The organism is Micromonospora sp. HM134 (genome assembly GCF_007833915.1).
In the GTDB taxonomy this organism is placed as follows: domain Bacteria; phylum Actinomycetota; class Actinomycetes; order Mycobacteriales; family Micromonosporaceae; genus Micromonospora; species Micromonospora wenchangensis.
On the sequence record NZ_CP041061.1, the window covers coordinates 2,346,773 to 2,365,793 of the forward strand.

Annotated in this window: 20 protein-coding genes; 14 read left to right on the forward strand and 6 right to left on the reverse strand. The window is 74.1% G+C overall.

Annotation, left to right across the window (positions count from 1 at the left end):
- The first annotated feature begins 10 nt into the window (after positions 1–10).
- From FJK98_RS10485 to FJK98_RS10515, 7 genes are all read left to right on the forward strand, one after another.
- The gene (locus tag FJK98_RS10485) at positions 11–373 is read left to right on the forward strand and encodes a hypothetical protein (protein WP_145918850.1); all 363 of its coding nucleotides are present in this window, start codon (positions 11–13) and stop codon (positions 371–373) included.
- 59 nt (positions 374–432) lie between these two features.
- Positions 433–1,254, forward strand: a complete 822-nt coding sequence (locus FJK98_RS10490; protein ID WP_145918851.1) for a DUF1206 domain-containing protein — start codon at positions 433–435, stop codon at positions 1,252–1,254.
- An 80-nt stretch (positions 1,255–1,334) separates the two neighbouring features.
- Entirely contained in the window at positions 1,335–2,573 is a 1,239-nt protein-coding gene (locus tag FJK98_RS10495) for a mechanosensitive ion channel family protein (RefSeq protein WP_145918852.1), read from the forward strand.
- 190 nt (positions 2,574–2,763) lie between these two features.
- Positions 2,764–3,198 carry a phage holin family protein gene (locus FJK98_RS10500; protein ID WP_145918853.1) on the forward strand — a complete coding sequence of 145 codons (435 nt, stop codon included), beginning with the start codon at positions 2,764–2,766 and terminating at the stop codon, positions 3,196–3,198.
- Positions 3,195–3,560: a DUF3618 domain-containing protein gene (locus FJK98_RS10505; protein ID WP_145918854.1), complete on the forward strand. Its 366-nt coding sequence runs from the start codon at positions 3,195–3,197 to the stop codon at positions 3,558–3,560. Before FJK98_RS10500 ends, FJK98_RS10505 begins: the two co-directional genes overlap by 4 nt.
- A complete protein-coding gene (locus FJK98_RS10510) occupies positions 3,557–3,829 on the forward strand; it encodes a DUF4235 domain-containing protein (protein WP_145918855.1) in 273 nt (90 codons plus the stop codon). The genes FJK98_RS10505 and FJK98_RS10510 overlap by 4 nt, the downstream gene beginning before the upstream one ends.
- Before the next feature lie 379 nt (positions 3,830–4,208).
- Positions 4,209–4,412, forward strand: coding sequence for a cold-shock protein (locus FJK98_RS10515; RefSeq protein ID WP_011905669.1), 204 nt, complete (start codon positions 4,209–4,211; stop codon positions 4,410–4,412).
- Between the two features lie 117 nt (positions 4,413–4,529).
- Here the strand turns inward: FJK98_RS10515 and FJK98_RS10520 are convergent, their stop codons facing one another.
- Both FJK98_RS10520 and FJK98_RS10525 read right to left on the reverse strand, forming a co-directional pair.
- Positions 4,530–4,724, reverse strand: a complete 195-nt coding sequence (locus FJK98_RS10520) for a hypothetical protein (protein WP_145918856.1) — start codon at positions 4,722–4,724, stop codon at positions 4,530–4,532.
- A gap of 88 nt (positions 4,725–4,812) precedes the next feature.
- Positions 4,813–5,796, reverse strand: coding sequence for an aldo/keto reductase (locus FJK98_RS10525; protein ID WP_145918857.1), 984 nt, complete (start codon positions 5,794–5,796; stop codon positions 4,813–4,815).
- A gap of 87 nt (positions 5,797–5,883) precedes the next feature.
- Between FJK98_RS10525 and FJK98_RS10530 the strand changes: the two genes are divergently transcribed.
- Together FJK98_RS10530 and FJK98_RS10535 are read left to right on the forward strand one after the other, a co-directional pair.
- Positions 5,884–6,678, forward strand: a complete 795-nt coding sequence (locus FJK98_RS10530; protein WP_145918858.1) for a trans-aconitate 2-methyltransferase — start codon at positions 5,884–5,886, stop codon at positions 6,676–6,678.
- Positions 6,675–7,694: an adenosine deaminase gene (locus FJK98_RS10535; protein ID WP_145918859.1), complete on the forward strand. Its 1,020-nt coding sequence runs from the start codon at positions 6,675–6,677 to the stop codon at positions 7,692–7,694. The genes FJK98_RS10530 and FJK98_RS10535 overlap by 4 nt, the downstream gene beginning before the upstream one ends.
- A 225-nt stretch (positions 7,695–7,919) precedes the next feature.
- Here the strand turns inward: FJK98_RS10535 and FJK98_RS10540 are convergent, their stop codons facing one another.
- On the reverse strand, positions 7,920–9,323 hold the full coding sequence (locus tag FJK98_RS10540; protein ID WP_145918860.1) for a HAMP domain-containing sensor histidine kinase: 1,404 nt from the start codon (positions 9,321–9,323) through the stop codon (positions 7,920–7,922).
- A 29-nt stretch (positions 9,324–9,352) separates the two neighbouring features.
- The gene (locus tag FJK98_RS10545) at positions 9,353–10,042 is read right to left on the reverse strand and encodes a response regulator transcription factor (protein ID WP_145918861.1); all 690 of its coding nucleotides are present in this window, start codon (positions 10,040–10,042) and stop codon (positions 9,353–9,355) included.
- A gap of 73 nt (positions 10,043–10,115) precedes the next feature.
- Here FJK98_RS10545 and FJK98_RS10550 point away from each other — a divergent pair, with 73 nt between their 5' ends.
- Positions 10,116–11,039: an ADP-ribosylglycohydrolase family protein gene (locus tag FJK98_RS10550; RefSeq protein WP_145918862.1), complete on the forward strand. Its 924-nt coding sequence runs from the start codon at positions 10,116–10,118 to the stop codon at positions 11,037–11,039.
- Between the two features lie 9 nt (positions 11,040–11,048).
- Here FJK98_RS10550 and FJK98_RS10555 read toward each other — a convergent pair whose 3' ends face one another.
- A complete protein-coding gene (locus FJK98_RS10555) occupies positions 11,049–11,903 on the reverse strand; it encodes a DUF1775 domain-containing protein (RefSeq protein WP_145918863.1) in 855 nt (284 codons plus the stop codon).
- 211 nt (positions 11,904–12,114) lie between these two features.
- Between FJK98_RS10555 and thrS the strand changes: the two genes are divergently transcribed.
- From thrS to FJK98_RS10575, 4 genes are all read left to right on the forward strand, one after another.
- Entirely contained in the window at positions 12,115–14,118 is a 2,004-nt protein-coding gene (gene thrS / locus FJK98_RS10560; protein ID WP_145918864.1) for a threonine--tRNA ligase, read from the forward strand.
- Between the two features lie 81 nt (positions 14,119–14,199).
- Entirely contained in the window at positions 14,200–14,757 is a 558-nt protein-coding gene (locus tag FJK98_RS10565) for an HIT domain-containing protein (RefSeq protein ID WP_370517031.1), read from the forward strand.
- 63 nt (positions 14,758–14,820) lie between these two features.
- Complete coding sequence (locus tag FJK98_RS10570) at positions 14,821–15,471, forward strand: hypothetical protein (RefSeq protein WP_145918865.1); 651 nt, start codon at positions 14,821–14,823, stop codon at positions 15,469–15,471.
- A 126-nt stretch (positions 15,472–15,597) separates the two neighbouring features.
- On the forward strand, positions 15,598–16,656 hold the full coding sequence (locus tag FJK98_RS10575; protein ID WP_145918866.1) for an aldo/keto reductase: 1,059 nt from the start codon (positions 15,598–15,600) through the stop codon (positions 16,654–16,656).
- Positions 16,657–16,823: 167 nt separating this feature from the next.
- On the opposite strand, the gene FJK98_RS10580 is transcribed toward FJK98_RS10575, so the two are convergent.
- Positions 16,824–18,974 (reverse strand): elongation factor G-like protein EF-G2, encoded by a 2,151-nt coding sequence (locus FJK98_RS10580; protein ID WP_145918867.1) that lies wholly within the window; start codon positions 18,972–18,974, stop codon positions 16,824–16,826.
- Between the last annotated feature and the right edge of the window lie 47 nt (positions 18,975–19,021).

Sequence of the window (19,021 nt, forward strand, 5' to 3'; positions counted from 1 at the left end):
CCTTGGTGGGGTGACGAAGCGAAGCGCCACCACCCCCACCCCCCTCCGGCGGACCGCCGGCCTGCTGGCCGGCCTGGCGCTCGGCGTGGCCGTGCTCGCCGGATGCAGCTCGGACGGTGCCGACACCGACTGCGGCCTGGACGCCTGCACGGTCACCTTCGACCGGGGCGTCGACGCCCGCGCCTCCATCCTCGGCGTCGAGGCGAAGCTGATCGGCGCGCAGGGCGACCAGGTGACCGTCGAGGTCGCCGGCGAGCAGCTCTCGTTGACCATCGGCCAGCAGGCCACCGAGGTGGGCGGTTTCGCGGTCACCCTGGACAGCGTCACCGACCAGCAGGTCCAGATCCGGGTGTCGCGTAACGCCGGCAGCTGACCTGCCCCGGGCCGGCGGCACCACGTTTGGGGATCTTCCCGAACGGAGATTGTGGGCCCATGTCACTCACCCGGAACGCCGAAGCCACCGCTGCCCGCACCGCGGACAGCCGCTGGCTGGAACTCCTCGCCCGGGCCGGTTTCATCGGCTACGGGATCGTGCATCTGCTCTTCGCCTGGGTCATCCTCCAGATCGCCTTCGCCGGCTCCGGCGAGGAGGGCAACCAGAACGGTGCCCTGCGCGCCCTGGGCGCCCAGCCGATGGGCAAGTTCCTGCTGATCGCGATCGCCGTCGGGCTGATCGCGATGGCCATCTGGCAGGCGCTGGAGGCGGCCGTCGGCCACCACGCCAAGCGGGGCAAGGAACGCCTCTTCGAGCGGATCGCCTCGGGCGTCCGTACCGTCGTCTTCCTCTGGCTCGCCTGGACCTCGATCAAGGTGGTCCAGGACGCCAGCTCCAACAGCGCCGACCAGCAGGAGCAGTTCAGCGAGAAGCTGATGGCCTCCAGCGGCGGTCGCTGGCTGGTCGGGCTCGCCGGCCTGGTGCTCGCCGCCGTCGGCATCGGCATGATGATCTACGGCTACAAGAAGAAGTTCGAGCGGAACCTGAAGACCAACGAGATGAACGGCAAGACCCGGCAGTTGACCCGCCGGCTCGGTATGGCCGGCTACATCGCCCGGGGTGCGGTGTTCGCCGTCGCCGGCCTGCTGATCGTGGTCGCGGCGATCAACTACGACCCGGAGAAGGCCCGTGGTTTGGACGCCGCGCTGCGGACCCTGCGGGACCAGGCGTACGGGCCGTTCATCCTGGCGCTGATGGCGCTCGGCATCGCCGCGTTCGGGGTCTACTGCTTCTTCCAGTCCCGGTTCCGCAAGATCTGAGCCTGGTCGATACCGGAAACGCCGGGCACCATTGGGCCTTTGCCCGAATGCGATCAGCCCGGCCGGAAGGAGACAACCACGTGCAGGACTACCTCGAGACGATCGCCGCCGCGGCCACCGCGGCGGCGATCGCTCTGTTGCTCGTCGAGGTGGTACACCGGCTGATCCGCCGGCTCGGCCGGCGGTCCCACCTGATGACGGAGTTGACCGCGCACGTGCACCGGCCGTTGCAGGTCGCCGGCACGGTGGTGGCCGTCCAGTTCGCGGTCCGCTGGACCACCGGCTACGCCGTGGGCACCGGGTGGCGGCAGGCCGTGCTGCACATCCTGGTGCTGGGGGTGGTCGCCGCGGTGGCCTGGCTGGTCGCCTCCCTGCTGGTGGTGGCGGAGGACACCGCGCTGGCCCGGTTCCTGCGGGTCGACGTGCCCGACAACCGGCACGCCCGACGGGTACGCACCCAGGTGGTGCTGCTGCGCCGGCTGACCATCGTGGTGATCGTGGTGCTCGCCGTCGGCGTGATGCTGATGACCTTCCCGGCGGTACGCGGTGTCGGCGCGGGTGTGCTCACCAGCGCCGGTGTGGTCGGTGTGGTAGCCGCGCTGGCCGCGCAGAGCCTGCTCGGCAACGTCATCGCCGGCCTCCAGCTCGCCTTCAGCGACGCCGTCCGCCTCGACGACGTGGTGGTGGTCGAGGGGGAGTGGGGCCGGATCGAGGAGTTGACGCTCAGCTACGTGGTGGTCCAGATCTGGGACGACCGGCGACTGATCCTGCCCACCTCGTACTTCACCAGCACCCCGTTCCAGAACTGGACCCGGACCGAGGCGGCGGTGCTCGGCACGGCCGAGTTCCACCTCGACTGGTCGGTGCCGGTGCAGTCGATGCGGGAGGAGCTGCGCCGGCTGGTCGAGAGCACCGACCTGTGGGACGGCCGGGTCTGCGTGCTCCAGGTCACCGACGCCACCGGCGGCGCGATCAAGGTGCGCGCCCTGGTCAGCGCCGCCGACGCCGGCAGCCTGTGGGACCTGCGGTGCCTGGTGCGCGAGCACCTGGTCGGCTGGGTCCGCGACCACCGGCCGACCGCGCTGCCCCGGACCCGGGCCGAGGTGGGCGACGCCGCCGGCAGCCTGCCCTGGCAGTGGGTGCCGCCGCGCCGCCAGGTCCGTCGCCGCGCCGAGGGCGACGTGCCCGACGACGCCCGGGTCTTCGGCGGCAGCGACGACGGCGACGCCCGCAGCGAGGCGTTCGTCGGCCCGGACCAGGAGGCCCGGGGCGAGGCCGTCACCGTCGGGGCCGACCCGGGGGCCGACGCCCGCCGCTGAGCCACCCGCAGCCCCGTCCAGGCCCCCGCGACCGCCGGTCGCGGGGGCCGTGTCATACCCGCTTCGGCGTTTTGCCGGACGGCCCGGCCCGACCTGCGGTCAGATGTGGTTGGTCACCGTGCGCAGGATTGCAGGATTGACGGACGGCGGCTCCGGGCATACAGCGCGGTGATGACGAAAGGAGGACAGCATGGCTGACGTCGCGAACCACCGCACGTCCCGGACCGGGAGCGAGCCGTCCACCGCCGAACTGGTGCAGCGGGCCACCGAGCAGGTCTCCCGACTGGTCCGGGACGAGCTGGCCCTGGCCCGGGCGGAACTGACCCAGAAGGGCAAGCACGCCGGGATCGGGATCGGCCTCTTCGGCGGCGGCGGAGCACTGGCCCTCTACGGGCTCGGCGCACTGGTCACCGCCGTGATCCTGCTGCTGGCCCTGGTGCTGCCCGCGTGGGCGGCGGCGCTGATCGTGGCGGTGGTGCTCTTCCTCGTCGCCGGGGTGCTCGCGCTGGTGGGGAAGAAGCAGGTCAGCCACGCGGTCCCTCCGATGCCGGAGGCGACGGTCCGCAGCGTCCGCGCGGACGTGGACACGGTCGCCGCCGCGGTGAAGGACAGGGGACGGGCATGACCGGCACGACAGGCAGCAACGGGACCGGCAACGGCACGGGCGACACCGAGGCGCTGCGCGAGGAGATCCGGCGCACCCGGGTGGAGCTGGGCGAGACCATGGAGCTGCTGGCCGCCAAGGCCGACGTCAAGGCCCGGCTGAAGGACTCGGCGGAACAGGCGCGCGAGCGGGTGCGCGAGCAGGCCGCGTCGACCGTGGCCCGGGTGCGGGGGCAGGCGGCCCACGGCGTGGACCGGGCCCGGACCCAGGCGTACGACACGTCGGTGGCGGTGCGGCGCGATCCGGTGCCGTGGGCGACGATAGCGGCCGGCGCGGTGGCCGCCGTGGTGGTGTTGTTGATCGTTCGGGGGAGGCGCAGGTGAGCAAGGGCATCGGCAGGACCGTGTACAAGCCGGTCGGGGTGCTGCTGGGACTGGCGGCCGGCGCGCTGGCCGGGACGATCTTCCGGCAGGTGTGGAAGGCGACCGCCGGGGACGGCGAGGCGCCCAACCCCACCGACGAGGACCGCCGCTGGGGCGAGATCCTCGCGGCGGCGGCGTTGCAGGGGGCGATCTTCTCGGTCGTCCGCGCCGCGGTGGACCGTGGTGGCGCGGTCGGCGTCCGGCGGCTCACCGGGCGCTGGCCCGACTGACCCCGCCCGACTGACCCCGCCCGACTGACCGCTCGGCCGGGCCGCCGCCGGCCCGGTGACCAGCCGCGACGGCTCCCTTCCCGAATGGTGACGACGACCTGTGGCCCCCCGTACGCATCGACGTACGGGGGGCCTTTCGCCTGGGTGCGGACGACCCGGCCAGCGTGCGTCGGGCATCCGTCAGGTCACATGTCGGAGAATTTCGTCGATTAGGCTGTGCAAGGTTTTTGGGTACGTGGTTTGCTGATCCCCGCTGTTGCGAGACGGTGTCGGCACGGAGCGGTCTCCCGCTGTGGGGGCCCGCCTGGGTCGTCGCCGCTCGAAAACGGCCAATCGGCCGCACGGCGTGCTCGGCCGCCAGTTTTAGAAGGAGATACACATGGCGCAGGGAACCGTGAAGTGGTTCAACGCTGACAAGGGCTTCGGCTTCATCACCGTCGACGGCGGGGGTGCTGACGTGTTCGTCCACTTCTCGGCCATCCAGACCAGCGGCTACCGCACGCTGGAGGAGAACCAGCGGGTGGAGTTCGAGATCGCCCAGGGTCAGAAGGGTCCGCAGGCCGAGCAGGTCCGCCCCCTCTGAGCGAAGCCGGTCGGCATTCGCCGGCCCGGGTGGTCCGGCCAGCCGGATCAACGAGAAGCCCCGTGTCCCCTCAGGACGCGGGGCTTTCCGCATCGACGCCCGCGCCCGGCGGGCCGGTCAGGGCAGCCGGCGGGCCCGCAGCCCGCGCCAGAGCAGCACCAGCCCGGCCAGCACCAGCAGCGGCCCGACGACGGCCCACAACCGCTCGTCGCTCATCAGGCTGCCGTCGACGTACCCGAGGCCCTGGATCGTCCAGACGGCGCCGACCACCACGGCCAGCAGGCCCAGGGTGAGCGTGAGCCATCCCCTCACCGGTCCCCCCTCCGTGGGCCGGTCGATCCGGCCCGGTCACCAGGATGCCGGCCGGACCGCGCCGACGCGACGACCGGGCCGGCGTGGCTCACCACCGGTCGTGCACCCGGGGGCGGACCAGCTCGTCGTAGACCGACCGGACGGTGTCCAGCTCGGCCCCGGTGAGCGCGGGGGACCCGGCTGCGGCGGCGTTGCCCCGGGCCTGTTCCGGGTTGCGCGCGCCGGGGATGACCACGGTCACCCCGGGCTGGTCGATGACCCAGCGCAGGGCGAACTGGGCCATCGTGCGCCCGTCGCCGACCAGCGGGGCGAGCCGGCGCACCACGGTCAGGCCGAGGCCGAAGTCGACGCCGGAGAAGGTCTCGCCGACGTCGAAGCTCTCCCCGTGCCGGTTGTAGGTGCGGTGGTCGTCGGCGGCGAAGGTGGTGTGCTCGTCGTACCGGCCGGAGAGCAGGCCGCTGGCCAGCGGCACCCGGGCGATGATCCCGACGCCCGCTGCGGCGGCGGCCGGCAGCACCTCGTCGAGGGGCTTGAGCCGGACCGCGTTCAGGATGATCTGGACGCTGGCCACCCCCGGCCGGGCGATCGCGGTGAGCGCCTGGTCGCAGGTCTCGACGCTGACGCCGTACCCGGCGATCCGCTTCTCGGCGACGAGGGTGTCGAGGCCGTCGAAGACCCGGTCGTCGGCGAAGACCTCGCTGGGCGGGCAGTGCAGCTGAACCAGGTCGAGGGTTTCCACGTCGAGGTTGGCCCGGGACCGGTCGGTCCAGGCCCGGAAGTTGTCCAGGGTGTACGCCTGCGGGGTCTGCGGCACCCGGCGGCCCATCTTGGTGGCGACGGTGAGCCCGTGTCCGGGGTTTTCCCGCAGGAACCGCCCGATCAGCTGCTCGCTGCGGCCGTCGCCGTAGACGTCGGCGGTGTCGAGGAAGGTGACGCCGGACTCCACGGCGGCGGCGAGGACGGCCAGGGCGTCGCCCTCGCTGACCTGTCCCCAGTCCGCGCCGAGCTGCCAGGCCCCGAGGCCGACCACACCCACCTGCCGGCCGAGCCGGTCGAAGCTGCGCTGTTCCATGCGGTCGAGCCTAGTGACCTGCTTGCCGGGGCGCAGCGCCGGCCGTACCGTCGTCACAAGACGTACGTACGGTATGGGAGGTTGGTCATGTGGGACCCGGGCAGCTACCTGCGCTACGGCGACGAGCGGTCCCGCCCGTTCCACGACCTGCTGGCCCGGGTCGGCGTCGACCGGCCACGCGCGGTGGTCGACCTCGGCTGCGGTCCGGGCACCCTGACCGCCACCCTCGCCCGGCGCTGGCCGGACGCCCGGATCACCGGCCTCGACTCCTCCCCGGAGATGATCGGGCGGGCCCGCACGCTCGACACCCCGGTCGACTTCACCGTCGGCGACGTCACCGACTGGCGGCCCGCCCCCGACGTGGACGTGCTGGTCGCCAACGCGGTCCTCCAGTGGGTGCCCGACCACCGCGCCCTGCTGCGCCGCTGGGCCGGCGCGCTGCCGCCCGGCGGATGGCTGGCGTTCCAGGTGCCCGGCAACTTCGCCGGCCCCTCGCACCGGGCGCTGCGCGAGGTCGCCGCCGACCCCCGCTGGGCGGCCACCGTCCGGCCGCTGCTGCGCGAGGACCCCGTCGACGATCCGGTCGGGTACGCCACCGCGCTGACCGCCGCCGGCTGCGCGGTCGACGCCTGGGAGACCACCTACCTGCACCTGCTGCCCGCCCCCGCCGACGCCGAACACCCCGTGCTGACCTGGCTGGACGGCACCGCCCTGCGCCCCGTGCGGGCGGCGCTGGACGACACCGCCCTGGCCGGGTTCCGCGCCGCGCTGGGCACCCTGTTGGCCCGCGCGTACCCGGTACGGCAGGGTCAGGTGTACTTCCCGTTCCGTCGGATCTTCGTGGTCGCCCGCACGGGTGCCCGTCACAAGGAGCAGCAGTGACCGACCTGTCCGCCTTCATCGCCGAACTGCCCAAGGTGGAGCTGCACGTGCACCACGTGGGCTCCGCGTCCCCCCGGATCGTCGCCGAACTGGCCGCCCGGCACGAGGGACGCAGCCCCGTACCGGCGGACCCGGACGCGCTCGCCGACTACTTCGCGTTCCGCGACTTCGCCCACTTCATCGAGGTCTATCTCAGCGTCGTCGACCTGATCCGCGACCCCGACGACGTCTGGCTGCTCACCCATGAGGTGGCCCGGGAACTGGCCCGCCAGCAGGTCCGCTACGCCGAGCTGACCGTCACCCCCTACTCGCACGTGCGCCGGGGCATCCCCGCACCGGCGTTCTGCGAGGCGATCGAGGACGCCCGCCGCCGCGCCGAGGCCGACTTCGGCATCGCGCTGCGCTGGTGCTTCGACATCCCCGGCGAGGCCGGCCTGCCGGCCGCCGAGGAGACCCTGCGGATCAGCCTCGACGAGCGCCCCGACGGGCTGGTCGCCTTCGGCCTCGGCGGCCCCGAGATCGGGGTGCCCCGACCGCAGTTCAAGCCGTACTTCGACCAGGCGCGGGCGGCCGGGCTGCGTTCCGTGCCGCACGCCGGGGAGACCACCGGCCCACAGACCGTCTGGGACGCCCTGCGCGAGCTGGGCGCCGAGCGGATCGGCCACGGCATCTCCGCCGCGCAGGACCCCGAACTGCTCGCCCACCTGGCCGAGCGGCGCATCCCGCTGGAGGTCTGCCCGACGTCCAACGTGCGGACCCGGGCCGTCGCCCGGATCGAGGAGCACCCGCTGCGCCGGCTCGTCGACGCGGGCGTCCGGGTCACCATCAACTCCGACGACCCGCCGATGTTCGGCACCACCCTCAACGACGAGTACGCCGTCGCCGCCCGACTGCTCGACGCCGGCCCCGACGGGCTCGCGGCGCTGGCCCGGGAGGCGGTGTCCGCGTCGTTCCTCGACCCGGCCGGGCAGGCCCGGATCACCGCCGAGATCGACGCCTACGCGGCGACCCGCTGACCGGAGGGGGAAACCCGGAGAAGTGGTGTACACGCGGCGGGAGCTGGTGTGGGGGACCGTGCCCCCGCCGCGCGTACCGATCCACCGGCCGGTGGGTGTCAGGGGCGACAGGCCGGTGGAACTGATGGGTTCGGACCAGATCCTGTCAGCCCGCCGGCCCCGCGTCGCCGTCGTTAATCCGGATCTAAGGAAACCTTGCGCCACAGCACAACCAGCGACCGTCGCTCAGCCGTCGGTGGGACGCTGCCGGGGCCAGCGGCGGCCCCCGCCCTTCTGCTCCCGGGCCTCCCGCGCCATCCGACCCACCAGACCGAACCGGTTGACCTGCCGGGGTGTGGCCTGCGGATCGGCCAGCAGCATCACCACGCTCGCCCCGCCCAGGCGGGCCCGGTCGAGGCTCACCGAGCCGTTGGCCTGCAACGCCACCCGCCGGGCGATGTCCAGCCCCAACCCGGTCGAGCCCTGGTCGCTGGCCCCGCGCCGCAACGCCCGGTCCGGGTTGGCGATGCCCGGCCCGGCGTCGTCGATCCGGATCGCCACGTACCCGTCCCGGCGGGACACGGCCACCTCGAACGCGGTGCCCTGCGGGGTGTAGCGGAAGACGTTGCCGATCACCGCGTCCAGGGCGGCGGCCAGCTCGGCCCGGGGCACCGGCACCGGAATCCGCAACTGCGCGCCGCTGACCCGATGCGGGCGGTTCTGGTCGCCGGCCAGCGCCGCCCAGAACACCATCCGGTCCCGGACCACCTCGCTGACGTCGCACTCGGCCGGCCCGGCCTCGTGCGCCACCGCCTTGCGGGTCGTCTTGATCAGCACGTCGATCTCGCCCTCCAGGGTGACGATCGCCTGCCGGATGCGCCGGATCGTCCGCCGCCGGTCCAGCTCCGCCGCGCTGAACGAGCCGACGCTGGTGTCGTCGGAGTCCAGCCCCTCGGCGTCCAGCCGCAGCACCGTCAACGGGGTACGCAGCCGGTGCGACAGGTCCGCCACCAGCTCCCGCTCGTCGGTGCGGGCGGCGACCAGCCGGTCGGCCATCCGGTTGAACGCGTACCCCGCCTCGGCCAGCTCGCGCGGGCCGCTCGGCTCGACCCGTACCCCCAGGTCGCCGTCGCCCACGGCGAGCGCGGCGCGGACCAGTGCCCGGGTGGAGTCGACCGCCCGCGCGGCGACCCGGTCCACCACGATCACCGCCGCGCCGACCAGCGCCACGGCCACCCCGGTGAGCAGCAGCCAGGTGCCGTCGGCCCCCTCGTCGAGGACGGCGTCGGGCACGAAGACCTCGACCACGGCGACCCGGCCGTCGAGCACCACCGGGTCGAGCCGCAGCAGCCCGCCGTCGACGTCGACCACCCGGGACTGCTCCCCGGCCCGTGCCCGTTCCAGGTCGTCGGCCGACGCCCGGCCGGCCGGCTGCTCCCCGGCCAGGCCGTGCACCACCGGACGGGTCGCCGGGTCGTCCCCGGTGGCCTCGACCGCGCGGCGGACCGCCGCCGGCTCGGTGCTGACGGCGAGCGCGCCGGTGACCAGCGCCCCGCGTCGCGCCGCGTCGGCCAACGCCTCCTCGCGTACCTCCCCGCGCAGGGTCAACCCGAGCGGGACGAGGAACGCCGACGCGACGAGCGCGCACATGCCGGCCGTCAACGCGGCCAGCGCCGGCCTCAGTCGGGGGCCACCAGCCGGAACCCCACCCCCCGCACGGTGCGCAGGTAGCGCGGCTTCGCCGCGGACTCGCCCATCTTTCGGCGCAGCCAGTACAGGTGCACGTCGATGGTCTGGTCCTCGCCGACCGACGGTTGGCGCCATACCTCCTCCAAGAGTTCCCGCCGGGACACCACCCGGCCAGGCCGCGCCGCCAGGTACGCCAGCAGGTCGAATTCCTTACGGGTGAGCGCCAGCGGCTCCCCGTCGAGCACCGCGCTGCGCTCGCCCACGTCCACCCGCAGCCCACCGACGGTGTGCACGGCCGGCGCGACGGTACGGCTGGCCCGGCCGACCCGACGCAGCACGGTGGTGATCCGGGCGTCCAGGTGGGCGCCGGTGAACGGTTTGACCATGTAGTCGTCCGCGCCGGCCCGCAGCAGGCGGACCACCGACTGCTCGTCGTCGCGGGCGGTGGCGATGATGATCGGCACGTCGGTGATGCCGCGCAGCATCCGCAGCGCGTCCGAGCCGTCGAGGTCGGGCAGGCCCAGGTCGAGCACGACCAGATCGGGGGTCTCGGCGGCGACCCGACGCAGCGCGTCCAGCGCGGTGCCGACCGCGTGCACCGCGTGCCCCCGTTCACTGAGCGAACGCAGCATCGCGCCGCGGACGACGTGGTCGTCTTCGACCAGGAGCACGGTGGCCACGTCAGCACCGTACTGCCCGTGGCAAGTCGGGCGCGTTGCGGCGCATCCGCGAACCGGGCAAAATGGTACGACGATGCCGTTCACCCTGTTTCCCGACGCCCGGTTGGCGTTGGCCCGGGACAGTCTCGCCGGGCTGTCCGTCGGCGACGCCCTCGGCTCACAGTTCTTCGTCCCGGGCCGGCGACCCGACGACCTCGCGGCCGGCCGGCTGCCCCCGTCGCCCTGGCCGTGGACCGACGACACCGAGATGGCCTGCTCGGTGCTGGCCGAACTCGCCACCCACGGCGACGTCGACGCCGACCGGCTGGCGCTGGCCTTCGCCACCCGGGCCGAGCCCTACCGGGGCTACGGGCCGGGTGCGGTGAGCATCCTGCGGCTGATCCGCACCGGCACCCCGTGGCCGGTGGCCGCCGCGTCGGCCTTCGACGGCCAGGGCTCCTGCGGCAACGGCGCGGCGATGCGGGTCGCCCCGCTCGGCGCCTGGTACGCCGACTCGACCACCCGCGCGGCGTCCCGCGCCCGGGTCAGCGCCGAGGTCACCCACGCCCACCCGGAGGGGATCGCCGGCGCGGTCGCGGTGGCCGTCGCCGCCTCGCTCGCCGCGCGGGCCCGGCTGGACGGTGAACCCCGCCCCGACGTGACCCGGCTGCTCACCACCGTCGCCGGGTCGATCGACCCGGCCAGCGCCGTGCACCGGGGGGTACGCCGGGCGATCGGCCTGCTCGGTCGCGGCCTCGACGAGGCCGTCGCGGCGCTGGGCAACGGTGCCCGGGTGACCGCCCAGGACACGGTCGCCTTCACCCTCTGGGTGGTCGCCACCCACCTGGCCGACTACCCGGCCGCCATCCGTGCCTGCGTCGAGGCGGGCGGGGACGTCGACACCACCGCCGCCATCGTCGGCGGGATCATCGGCGGCCACACCGGGGTCGGTACGCCCGGCGGGGTGCCCGCCGACTGGGTGGCCGCCCGGGAGCCGCTGCCGGACTGGCTGGACTGACCGGCGCGCTCAGCGCGCCGACACCCGCTCGGCGTCGGCGTGGTCGGACCCGTCGAGCCGCCAGCCCCGCTCGCCGGGGGCGGAGCCGGTCTCCGTCGTCGGGTCGTCGTCCCGCGCGTCGTCGGCGGCGGCCCGGCGGCGTGACCGGCTCGCCACCCAGCCGATCGCCGCGCCGCCACCCAACCCGACCAGCAGGCCACCGCCGAGCAGCAGGTCCGCACTGGGACCGCCGTCGTCGTCGGCCGGTGCGGCGTCGTCGGCCGTGGCCGCCTGGGCGTCCGTCCCGTCGGCCGCGCCGCCGTGGTGCCCGGTCGCCGCACCGGGAGCCGGCGGCACCAGCGCCAGCGTCGGGGCGGGATGCCCGCCCCCGGCCGGGTCGGCCCAGCGCACCACCGTCCCGTCGGAGTAGGTCTGCACCACCTCGAAGGTCATCCGGTCGGTCTGCGGCAGCGGACCCATGGCCACCGAGAGCCGGGCCGGACCCGGGACCGCCGGCCCGGCACCCCGGGTCCAGACCACCGCCGAGGTCACCGTGCTCACCGACGGGGCGTGGATGCCGGCCACCGGCGCGGCCAGCTCACGGGAGGTGATCAGGGGCGCCCAGCCGTCCACCGACAGTGGGTACACCTCGCCGATCGGGGCGTCCGGCGGCATCCTGAACTCGATCTTCTCGGTGCGCGCGCCGGGCCGCTGCTCGGGCACCACGAACGTCAACTCCACCGCGTCGCCCTGCACCGCCTGGCTCGGGCTGGACGTCAGCCCGTCCGCCAGCGCCGCGCCCGGGGCGCCGAACACCCCGGCCGCGACCGCAGCCAGCACCAGCACGGTCCGACGCCGCCGGACGTCACCGCGGGTCGTCGTCATCTTCCGCCCCCATCCGTCTCGCCGTGGCCGACACCGGCTCCGGCCACACCGGGTAGTTCGGACGGCGGGCCGAAAAGGTTCAACGCCGGTGCGGGTCGATGCCGCCACCGGGCTTCCTTTCCCGGCGACCGGGGGCGACGGCGGGACCGATAGCATCGAAGCAGCCGGCGCGTCCGGCCCATCCGTGCCGCCTGCCGTTGAGGAGTTCACCGTGTCCGCACCCCGTACCCCCGTCGTGGCCGACCCCGTCGTCGTCGCCGCCGGGACGACGGCGGCCGACGCGGTGGCCGCGGCCGGGCTGCCCGCCGCCGGCCCGAAGGCGGTCGTGGTGGTCCGCGACCCGCAGGGCCAGCTCCGCGACCTGGACTGGGCCCCCGCCGAGGACACCACCGTCGAACCGGTCAGCCTCGACTCGCCGGACGGGCTCAACGTGCTGCGGCACTCCACCGCGCACGTGCTCGCCCAGGCCGTGCAGGACGTCTTCCCTGAGGCGAAGCTCGGCATCGGCCCGCCGATCGAGAACGGCTTCTACTACGACTTCGCCGTCGACAAGCCGTTCCAGCCCGACGACCTGACCAAGCTCGAAAAGCGGATGCAGGAGATCGTCAAGTCCGGCCAGCGGTTCCGCCGCCGCCGCTTCGGCAGCCTCGACGAGGCCAGGGCCGAGCTGGCCGCCGAGCCGTTCAAGCTGGAACTCATCGAGGTCAAGGGCGAGGGGCTGGACACCAGCGAGGTGATGGAGGTGGGCGGCGGCGAGCTGACCATCTACGACAACCTCGCCGCGACCGAGGACAAGGTCTGCTGGTCGGACCTGTGCCGGGGCCCGCACCTGCCGAACACCCGGCTGATCGGCGCGTTCAAGCTGATGCGCTCGGCCGCCGCCTACTGGCGGGGGTCGGAGAAGAACCCGCAGCTCCAGCGGGTCTACGGCACCGCGTGGCCGACCCGGGACGAGCTGAAGGCGTACCTGAAGCTGCTGGAGGAGGCCGCCCGGCGCGACCACCGCAAGCTCGGGGTGGACCTCGACCTGTTCAGCTTCCCCGACGAGCTGGGCTCCGGCCTGGCGGTCTTCCACCCCAAGGGCGGCATCATCCGCCGGGAGATGGAGAACTACTCGCGGGTCAAGCACGAGGAGGCCGGCTACTCGTTCGTCAACACCCCGCACATCACCAAGGGCCACCTGTACGAGGTCTCGGGGCACCTCGACTGGTACGCCGACGGGATGTTCCCCCCCATGGAGGTGGAGGGGGCGAACTACTACCTCAAGCCGATGAACTGCCCGATGCACGACCTGATCTTCCGGTCCCGGGGCCGCTCCTACCGGGAACTGCCGCTGCGGATGTTCGAGTTCGGCACGGTCTACCGGTACGAGAAGTCGGGCGTGGTGCACGGCCTGACCCGGGTCCGGGGCATGACGCAGGACGACGCGCACATCTTCTGCACCGAGGAGCAGATGGCCGGTGAGCTGAAGTCGCTGCTCGCCTTCGTCCTGGAACTGCTGCGCGACTACGGCCTGGACGACTTCTACCTGGAACTGTCCACCCGCAACCCGGACAAGTCGGTCGGCACCGACGAGAACTGGGAGCGGGCCACCGAGGCGCTGCGCTCGGCCGCCGAGGAATCCGGCCTGCACCTGGTGCCCGACCCGGGCGGGGCGGCCTTCTACGGGCCGAAGATCTCCGTCCAGGCCAAGGACGCCATCGGCCGGACCTGGCAGATGTCCACCATCCAGGTCGACTTCAACCTGCCCGAGCGGTTCGGCCTGGAGTACCAGGCGGCCGACGGCAGCCGGCAGCGGCCGGTGATGATCCACCGGGCGCTGTTCGGCTCGATCGAGCGGTTCTTCGGGGTGCTCACCGAGCACTACGCCGGGGCGTTCCCGGCCTGGCTGGCCCCGGTGCAGGTGGTCGGCATCCCGATCCGCGAGGACCACACCGAGTACCTGCACGGGTTCGTCGCGGCGCTGCGCGCCAAGGGCATCCGGGCCCAGGTCGACGCCGGTGACGACCGGATGCAGAAGAAGATCCGCACCGCCCAGCAGCAGAAGATCCCGTTCATGGTGATCGCCGGGGACGACGACGTGGCCGCCGGCACCGTCTCGTTCCGCTACCGCGACGGCTCCCAGCGCAACGGCGTGCCGGTCGCCGAGGCGGTCGACCACGTGCTCGACGTGGTCTCGTCGCGGGCCAACGCGGGGCCGTCCGCCGCCGCCTGACCCGGCCCGACCCCGCCCCGCCACCGGCCGCGTTCCGACGGGTCGGTGGCGGGCGTGGTGGGGGATCGTAGGATCGGCGGTGTGACTGGGGCGGAGCGGCACCTCGACGGCGACACGGACCACGGCCTGGCGGACGGGCTCGACCGGCTCTGGACCCCGCACCGGATGACGTACATCTCCGGGGAGGACCGCCCCGAGGGGGGCTACGAGAAACCCGCCGGCTGCCCGTTCTGCCTGGCCCCCGGGTTGCCGCCGGAACGCAGCCTGGTGGTGGCGCGGGGCACGCACGTCTTCGCGGTGCTCAACCTCTACCCGTACAACCCGGGACACCTGCTGGTCTGCCCCTACCGGCACGTGGCCGACTACACCGAACTCGACCAGGCCGAGACGGTGGAGCTGGCGGCGTTCACCCAGACCGCGATGCGGGTGGTCCGGCAGGTCAGCAGCGCGCACGGGTTCAACCTGGGGATGAACCAGGGCGGGGTGGCCGGCGCCGGCATCGCCGCCCACCTGCACCAGCACGTGGTGCCCCGCTGGGGTGGGGACATCAACTTCATGCCGGTGATCGGCCGGACGAAGGTGCTGCCGCAACTGCTCGCCGACACCCGCGAGCTGCTCGCCCACGCCTGGCCGTCCTGACCGGCCGACCGGTCCCCGCCGATCGGGTCGGTGGGCCGGTGCGCCGGCTCCTAGGATGTGATCATGGCGCTGCTGCACCGGGCGGAGATCCGCCCCTCGAAGCTCGAACTTCTGGCCGCCTGGCTGCCCGGCCGGCGGTGGTACGCGGGGCCGGCCGACGGTGAGCCGACCCGGGTGGCCGGCTACCGGTTCGACGACCCGGCCGGGGCGGTCGGCATCGAGACGCTGCTCGTCCGGGTCGGTGCCGGCCCGGTGCACCAGGTCCCGCTGACCTACCGGGGCGCGCCGCTGCCCGACGCCGACGAGTGGCTGGTCGGCACCACCCGGCACTCGGTGCTCGGCCCCCGGTGGGTCTACGACGCCTGCGGTGACCCGGTCTACCCGGCCGTCCTGGCCGCCGCGATCCTGACCGGCACCGGGCAGGCCGAGGAGTACTTCGAGGTCGACGGCGTGCGGCAACACCGGGAGCCGTCGATGGCGGTGGCCACCACCGGCAGCGCCCCGGCCCCCGCCGTGGGCGGGGTACGCCAGGTGATCGACGGCGACCCGACCCGCATCGTCACGGACACCGTCGACCTGGTCGTCGCGCGCCGGCTGCCCGGCGACGCGGAGCCCGGCGGGTTGCCCGGCGACGGGCCGACCGCCGCCACGCTGACCGGCGCCTGGCCGGGGCGGCCGGCGCCGGTGCCGCTGGCCCGCGTCCTCCCGCGCTGAGCGCACCGGCCGGTCGGGGCGTCCGGGCGGACCCGGCCGGGGCCGGGGTGGATGTCGCATGTGGTCGATCGAGCACGATGCGTCAGCTTCGTCCCCCGCGCGCCCGGAAGGTGACACGATGCGTCGATGGCAGTGACGACACGGACGTTGGGTCGCAGCGGCATCGAGGTCAGCGCCCTCGGCATGGGGTGCTGGGCGATCGGTGGCCCCTGGGCCGAAGGGTCCCAGCCGCTGGGCTGGGGTGCGGTCGACGACGAGGAGTCGGTGCGGGCCGTACGCCGCGCGCTCGACCTCGGCGTGACCCTCTTCGACACCGCCGACACGTACGGCGCCGGGCACGGCGAACGGGTCCTCGGGCGGGCGCTGGCCGGCCGCCGGGACGAGGCGGTGATCGCCACCAAGTGGGGGTACACCTTCGACGAACGGTCCCGGCAGGCCACCGGCGAGGACGCCTCCCCGGCGTACCTGCGGCGGGCGGTCGTCGCCTCGCTGCGCCGGCTGGACACCGACCGGATCGACCTCTACCAGCTGCACCTGGGCGACCTGCCGCTGCCCCGGGTGGAGGCGCTGGTCGGCACCTGCGAGGACCTGGTCGCCGACGGCCTCGTCCGGGCGTACGGCTGGAGCACCGACCGGGCCGACCGGGCCGCCGGCTTCGCCCAGGCCGCCCCGCACGCCACCGCGATCCAGCACAGCCTGTCGGTACTGCGCGACGCCCCGGTGATGCTGGCCACCTGCGACAAACACGACCTGGCCAGCGTCAACCGGGGGCCGCTCGGGATGGGGCTGCTCACCGGCAAGTACACGACCGCCTCCACGCTGCCCCGCGACGACGTGCGGGGGATGGCCCCCGGCTGGCTGGAGTGGTTCCGGGGCGGCCGGCCCGCGCCGGAGTGGCTGCGCCGGGTCACCGCCGTACGCGGCGCGCTCACCGCCGACGGCCGGACCCTGGTCCAGGGCGCGCTGGGCTGGATCTGGGCGCGCAGCGGCCGGGCGGTGCCGATCCCCGGCTGCCGTACCGTCGCCCAGGTGGAGGAGAACGCCGCCGCACTGTGCCTCGGCCCGCTCAGCCCGGACCACTTCGCCGAGGTGGAACGGCAGCTCGCCGCCCTGCGTACGGCCGCGCTGCGCGACGCCGACCGACCGCACTGGCCACTACCCCCCCTCCCCGCCGCCCGCCCCTAACCCCCCCCGCTCGCACCCCGCCCCCACCCCGCCCCCGTCGATCATGGAGTTGTGGGGCTCCGCATAAGTGGCATATGGGGGCTCAACCCCCACCACAACTCCATGATCGACGGGGCGGGGTAGGACAGGACAGGGCAGGGCGGCGGGGCGGGGCGGGGGAGTGGGGGTTATTTCGGGGTGGGGGTTGAGGCGTCGGCCAGGTGGGCGGGCATCGGGTCGTAGTGGGCGAACTCCCGGCGGAAGGTGCCGGTGCCGGCGGTCAGGGCCCGCAGCTCCACCGCGTAGCGCAGCAGTTCCAGGGCGGGCACCTCGGCCCGGATCAGGGTGCGGCCCTCGGCGTCCGGGTCGGCCTCGGTGCCGAGCACCCGGCCCCGCCGACCGGACAGGTCGCCCAGCACCGCCCCGACGGCGGAGTCGACCACCCGGACCACCACCTCGTCGACCGGTTCCAGCAGCGTCGGCCCGCCCCGCCCGGCGGCGTCGCGCAGGGCGAGCGCGGCGGCGGTCTGGAACGCGGCGTCCGACGAGTCGACGCTGTGCGCCTTGCCGTCGACCAGGGTCACCCGCACGTCCACCACCGGATGGCCGGCGACCAGGCCCCGCGCCAACTGCGCCCGGACGCCCTTCTCCACCGACGGCACGTACTGGTGCGGCACCGCCCCGCCGACCACCCGGTCGACGAACTCGACCCCCGCACCCCGGGGCAACGGCTCCACCGTGAGGTCGCAGACCGCGTACTGGCCGTGCCCGCCGGACTGCTTGACGTGCCGCCCGTGCCCCGTGGCGGCCACCGTGAACGTCTCCCGCAGCGGCACCCGCACCGGCTCGGTGTCCAGCTCCACCCCGCCGGCCCGGAGCCGGTCGAGCACCACGTCGGCGTGCGCCTCGCCCATGCACCACAGCACCAGCTGCTGGGTCTGCGGGTTGCGTTCCAGCCGCAGCGTCGGGTCACCCACGATCAGCCGGCCCAGGTTGCGGGCGAGGGCGTCCTCGTCGGCCCGGCTGCGGGCCACCACCGCCACCGGCAGCAGCGGCTCCGGCATCTCCCAGGGCGCGATCAGCAGCGGCTCGTCGCGCGCCGAGACGGTGTCGCCGGTCTCCGCGCTGCCCGACTTGGTGATCGCGCAGATGTCGCCCGCGACGCAGGCGTCCACCTCCCGCAGGGCCGCCCCGAGCGGGCGGTAGACGTGCCCGATCCGCTCGTCGGCGTCGTGGTCGGGGTGGCCCCGGTCGGCCATCCCGTGCCCGCAGACGTGCACTGTCTGGTCGGGGCGCAGCGTGCCGGAGAAGACCCGGACCAGGCAGACCCGGCCGACGTGCCGGTCGACGGTGGTCCGGACCACCTCGGCGACCAGCGGGCCGTCCGGGTCGCAGTCCAGCGGCGGCCGGGGGGAGCCGTCCAGCCCGGTGACCGCCGGCACCGGCCGTTCCAGCGGCGACGGGAACGCCGACACCAGGGCGTCGAGCAGCACGTCCAGGCCGACTCCGGTGGCCGCGCAGACCGGCATCACCGGGTAGAAGTGCCCCCGGGCGACCGCCTTCTCCAGGTCGGCGACCAGCACCTGGGTGTCGATCTCCTCGCCGTCGAGGTAGCGGTCCATCAGGGTCTCGTCCTCGCTCTCGGCGATGATCCCCTCGATCAGCTCGCCCCGGGACTCGGTGATCGCCGGCAGGTGCTGCGGGTCCGGGTCCCGTACCGTGGCGGGCAGCCCGGCCGAGTAGTCGTGCACCCGCCGGGTGACCAGCGCCAGCAGGCCGGCCACCGACTCGCCGTCGTCACCGAGCATCGGCAGGTGCAGCGGGAGCACGTTGTCGCCGAAGACCCGCTGGCACAGTGCCACCGCCTCGTCGAAGTCGGCGCGCGGATGGTCCAGCCGGGCGACCGCCACCGCACGCGGCAGGTCGACCGCGGCGCACTCCTCCCACAGGGCGGCCGTGGCGGCGTCCATCCCGTCGACGGCGGACACCACGAACAGTGCCGCGTCGGCGGCCCGCAGACCGGCCCGCAGCTCGCCGACGAAGTCGCCGTACCCGGGGGTGTCCAGCAGGTTCACCGTCACCCCGGCGTGCACCAGCGGCGCGCAGGACAGGGCGACGGAACGCTGCTGGCGTACTGCGGCGGGGTCGTGGTCGCCGACGGTGGTGCCGGCGGCGACGCTGCCGGCCCGGTCGATCGTGCCGCTGGCCGCGAGCAGCGCCTCGACCAGGGTCGTCTTGCCGGCCCCCGAGTGCCCGACCAGCACCACGTTGCGTACCGTGCCGGGGTCGGTCACCGCCGGCACACCGGTGGCTCCCCTGTCGTGGTTCTTCTGCGCCATCGCGGCGCACCTCCCTCAGCCGGTGGTGGATGGCGACCGCCGCGCGC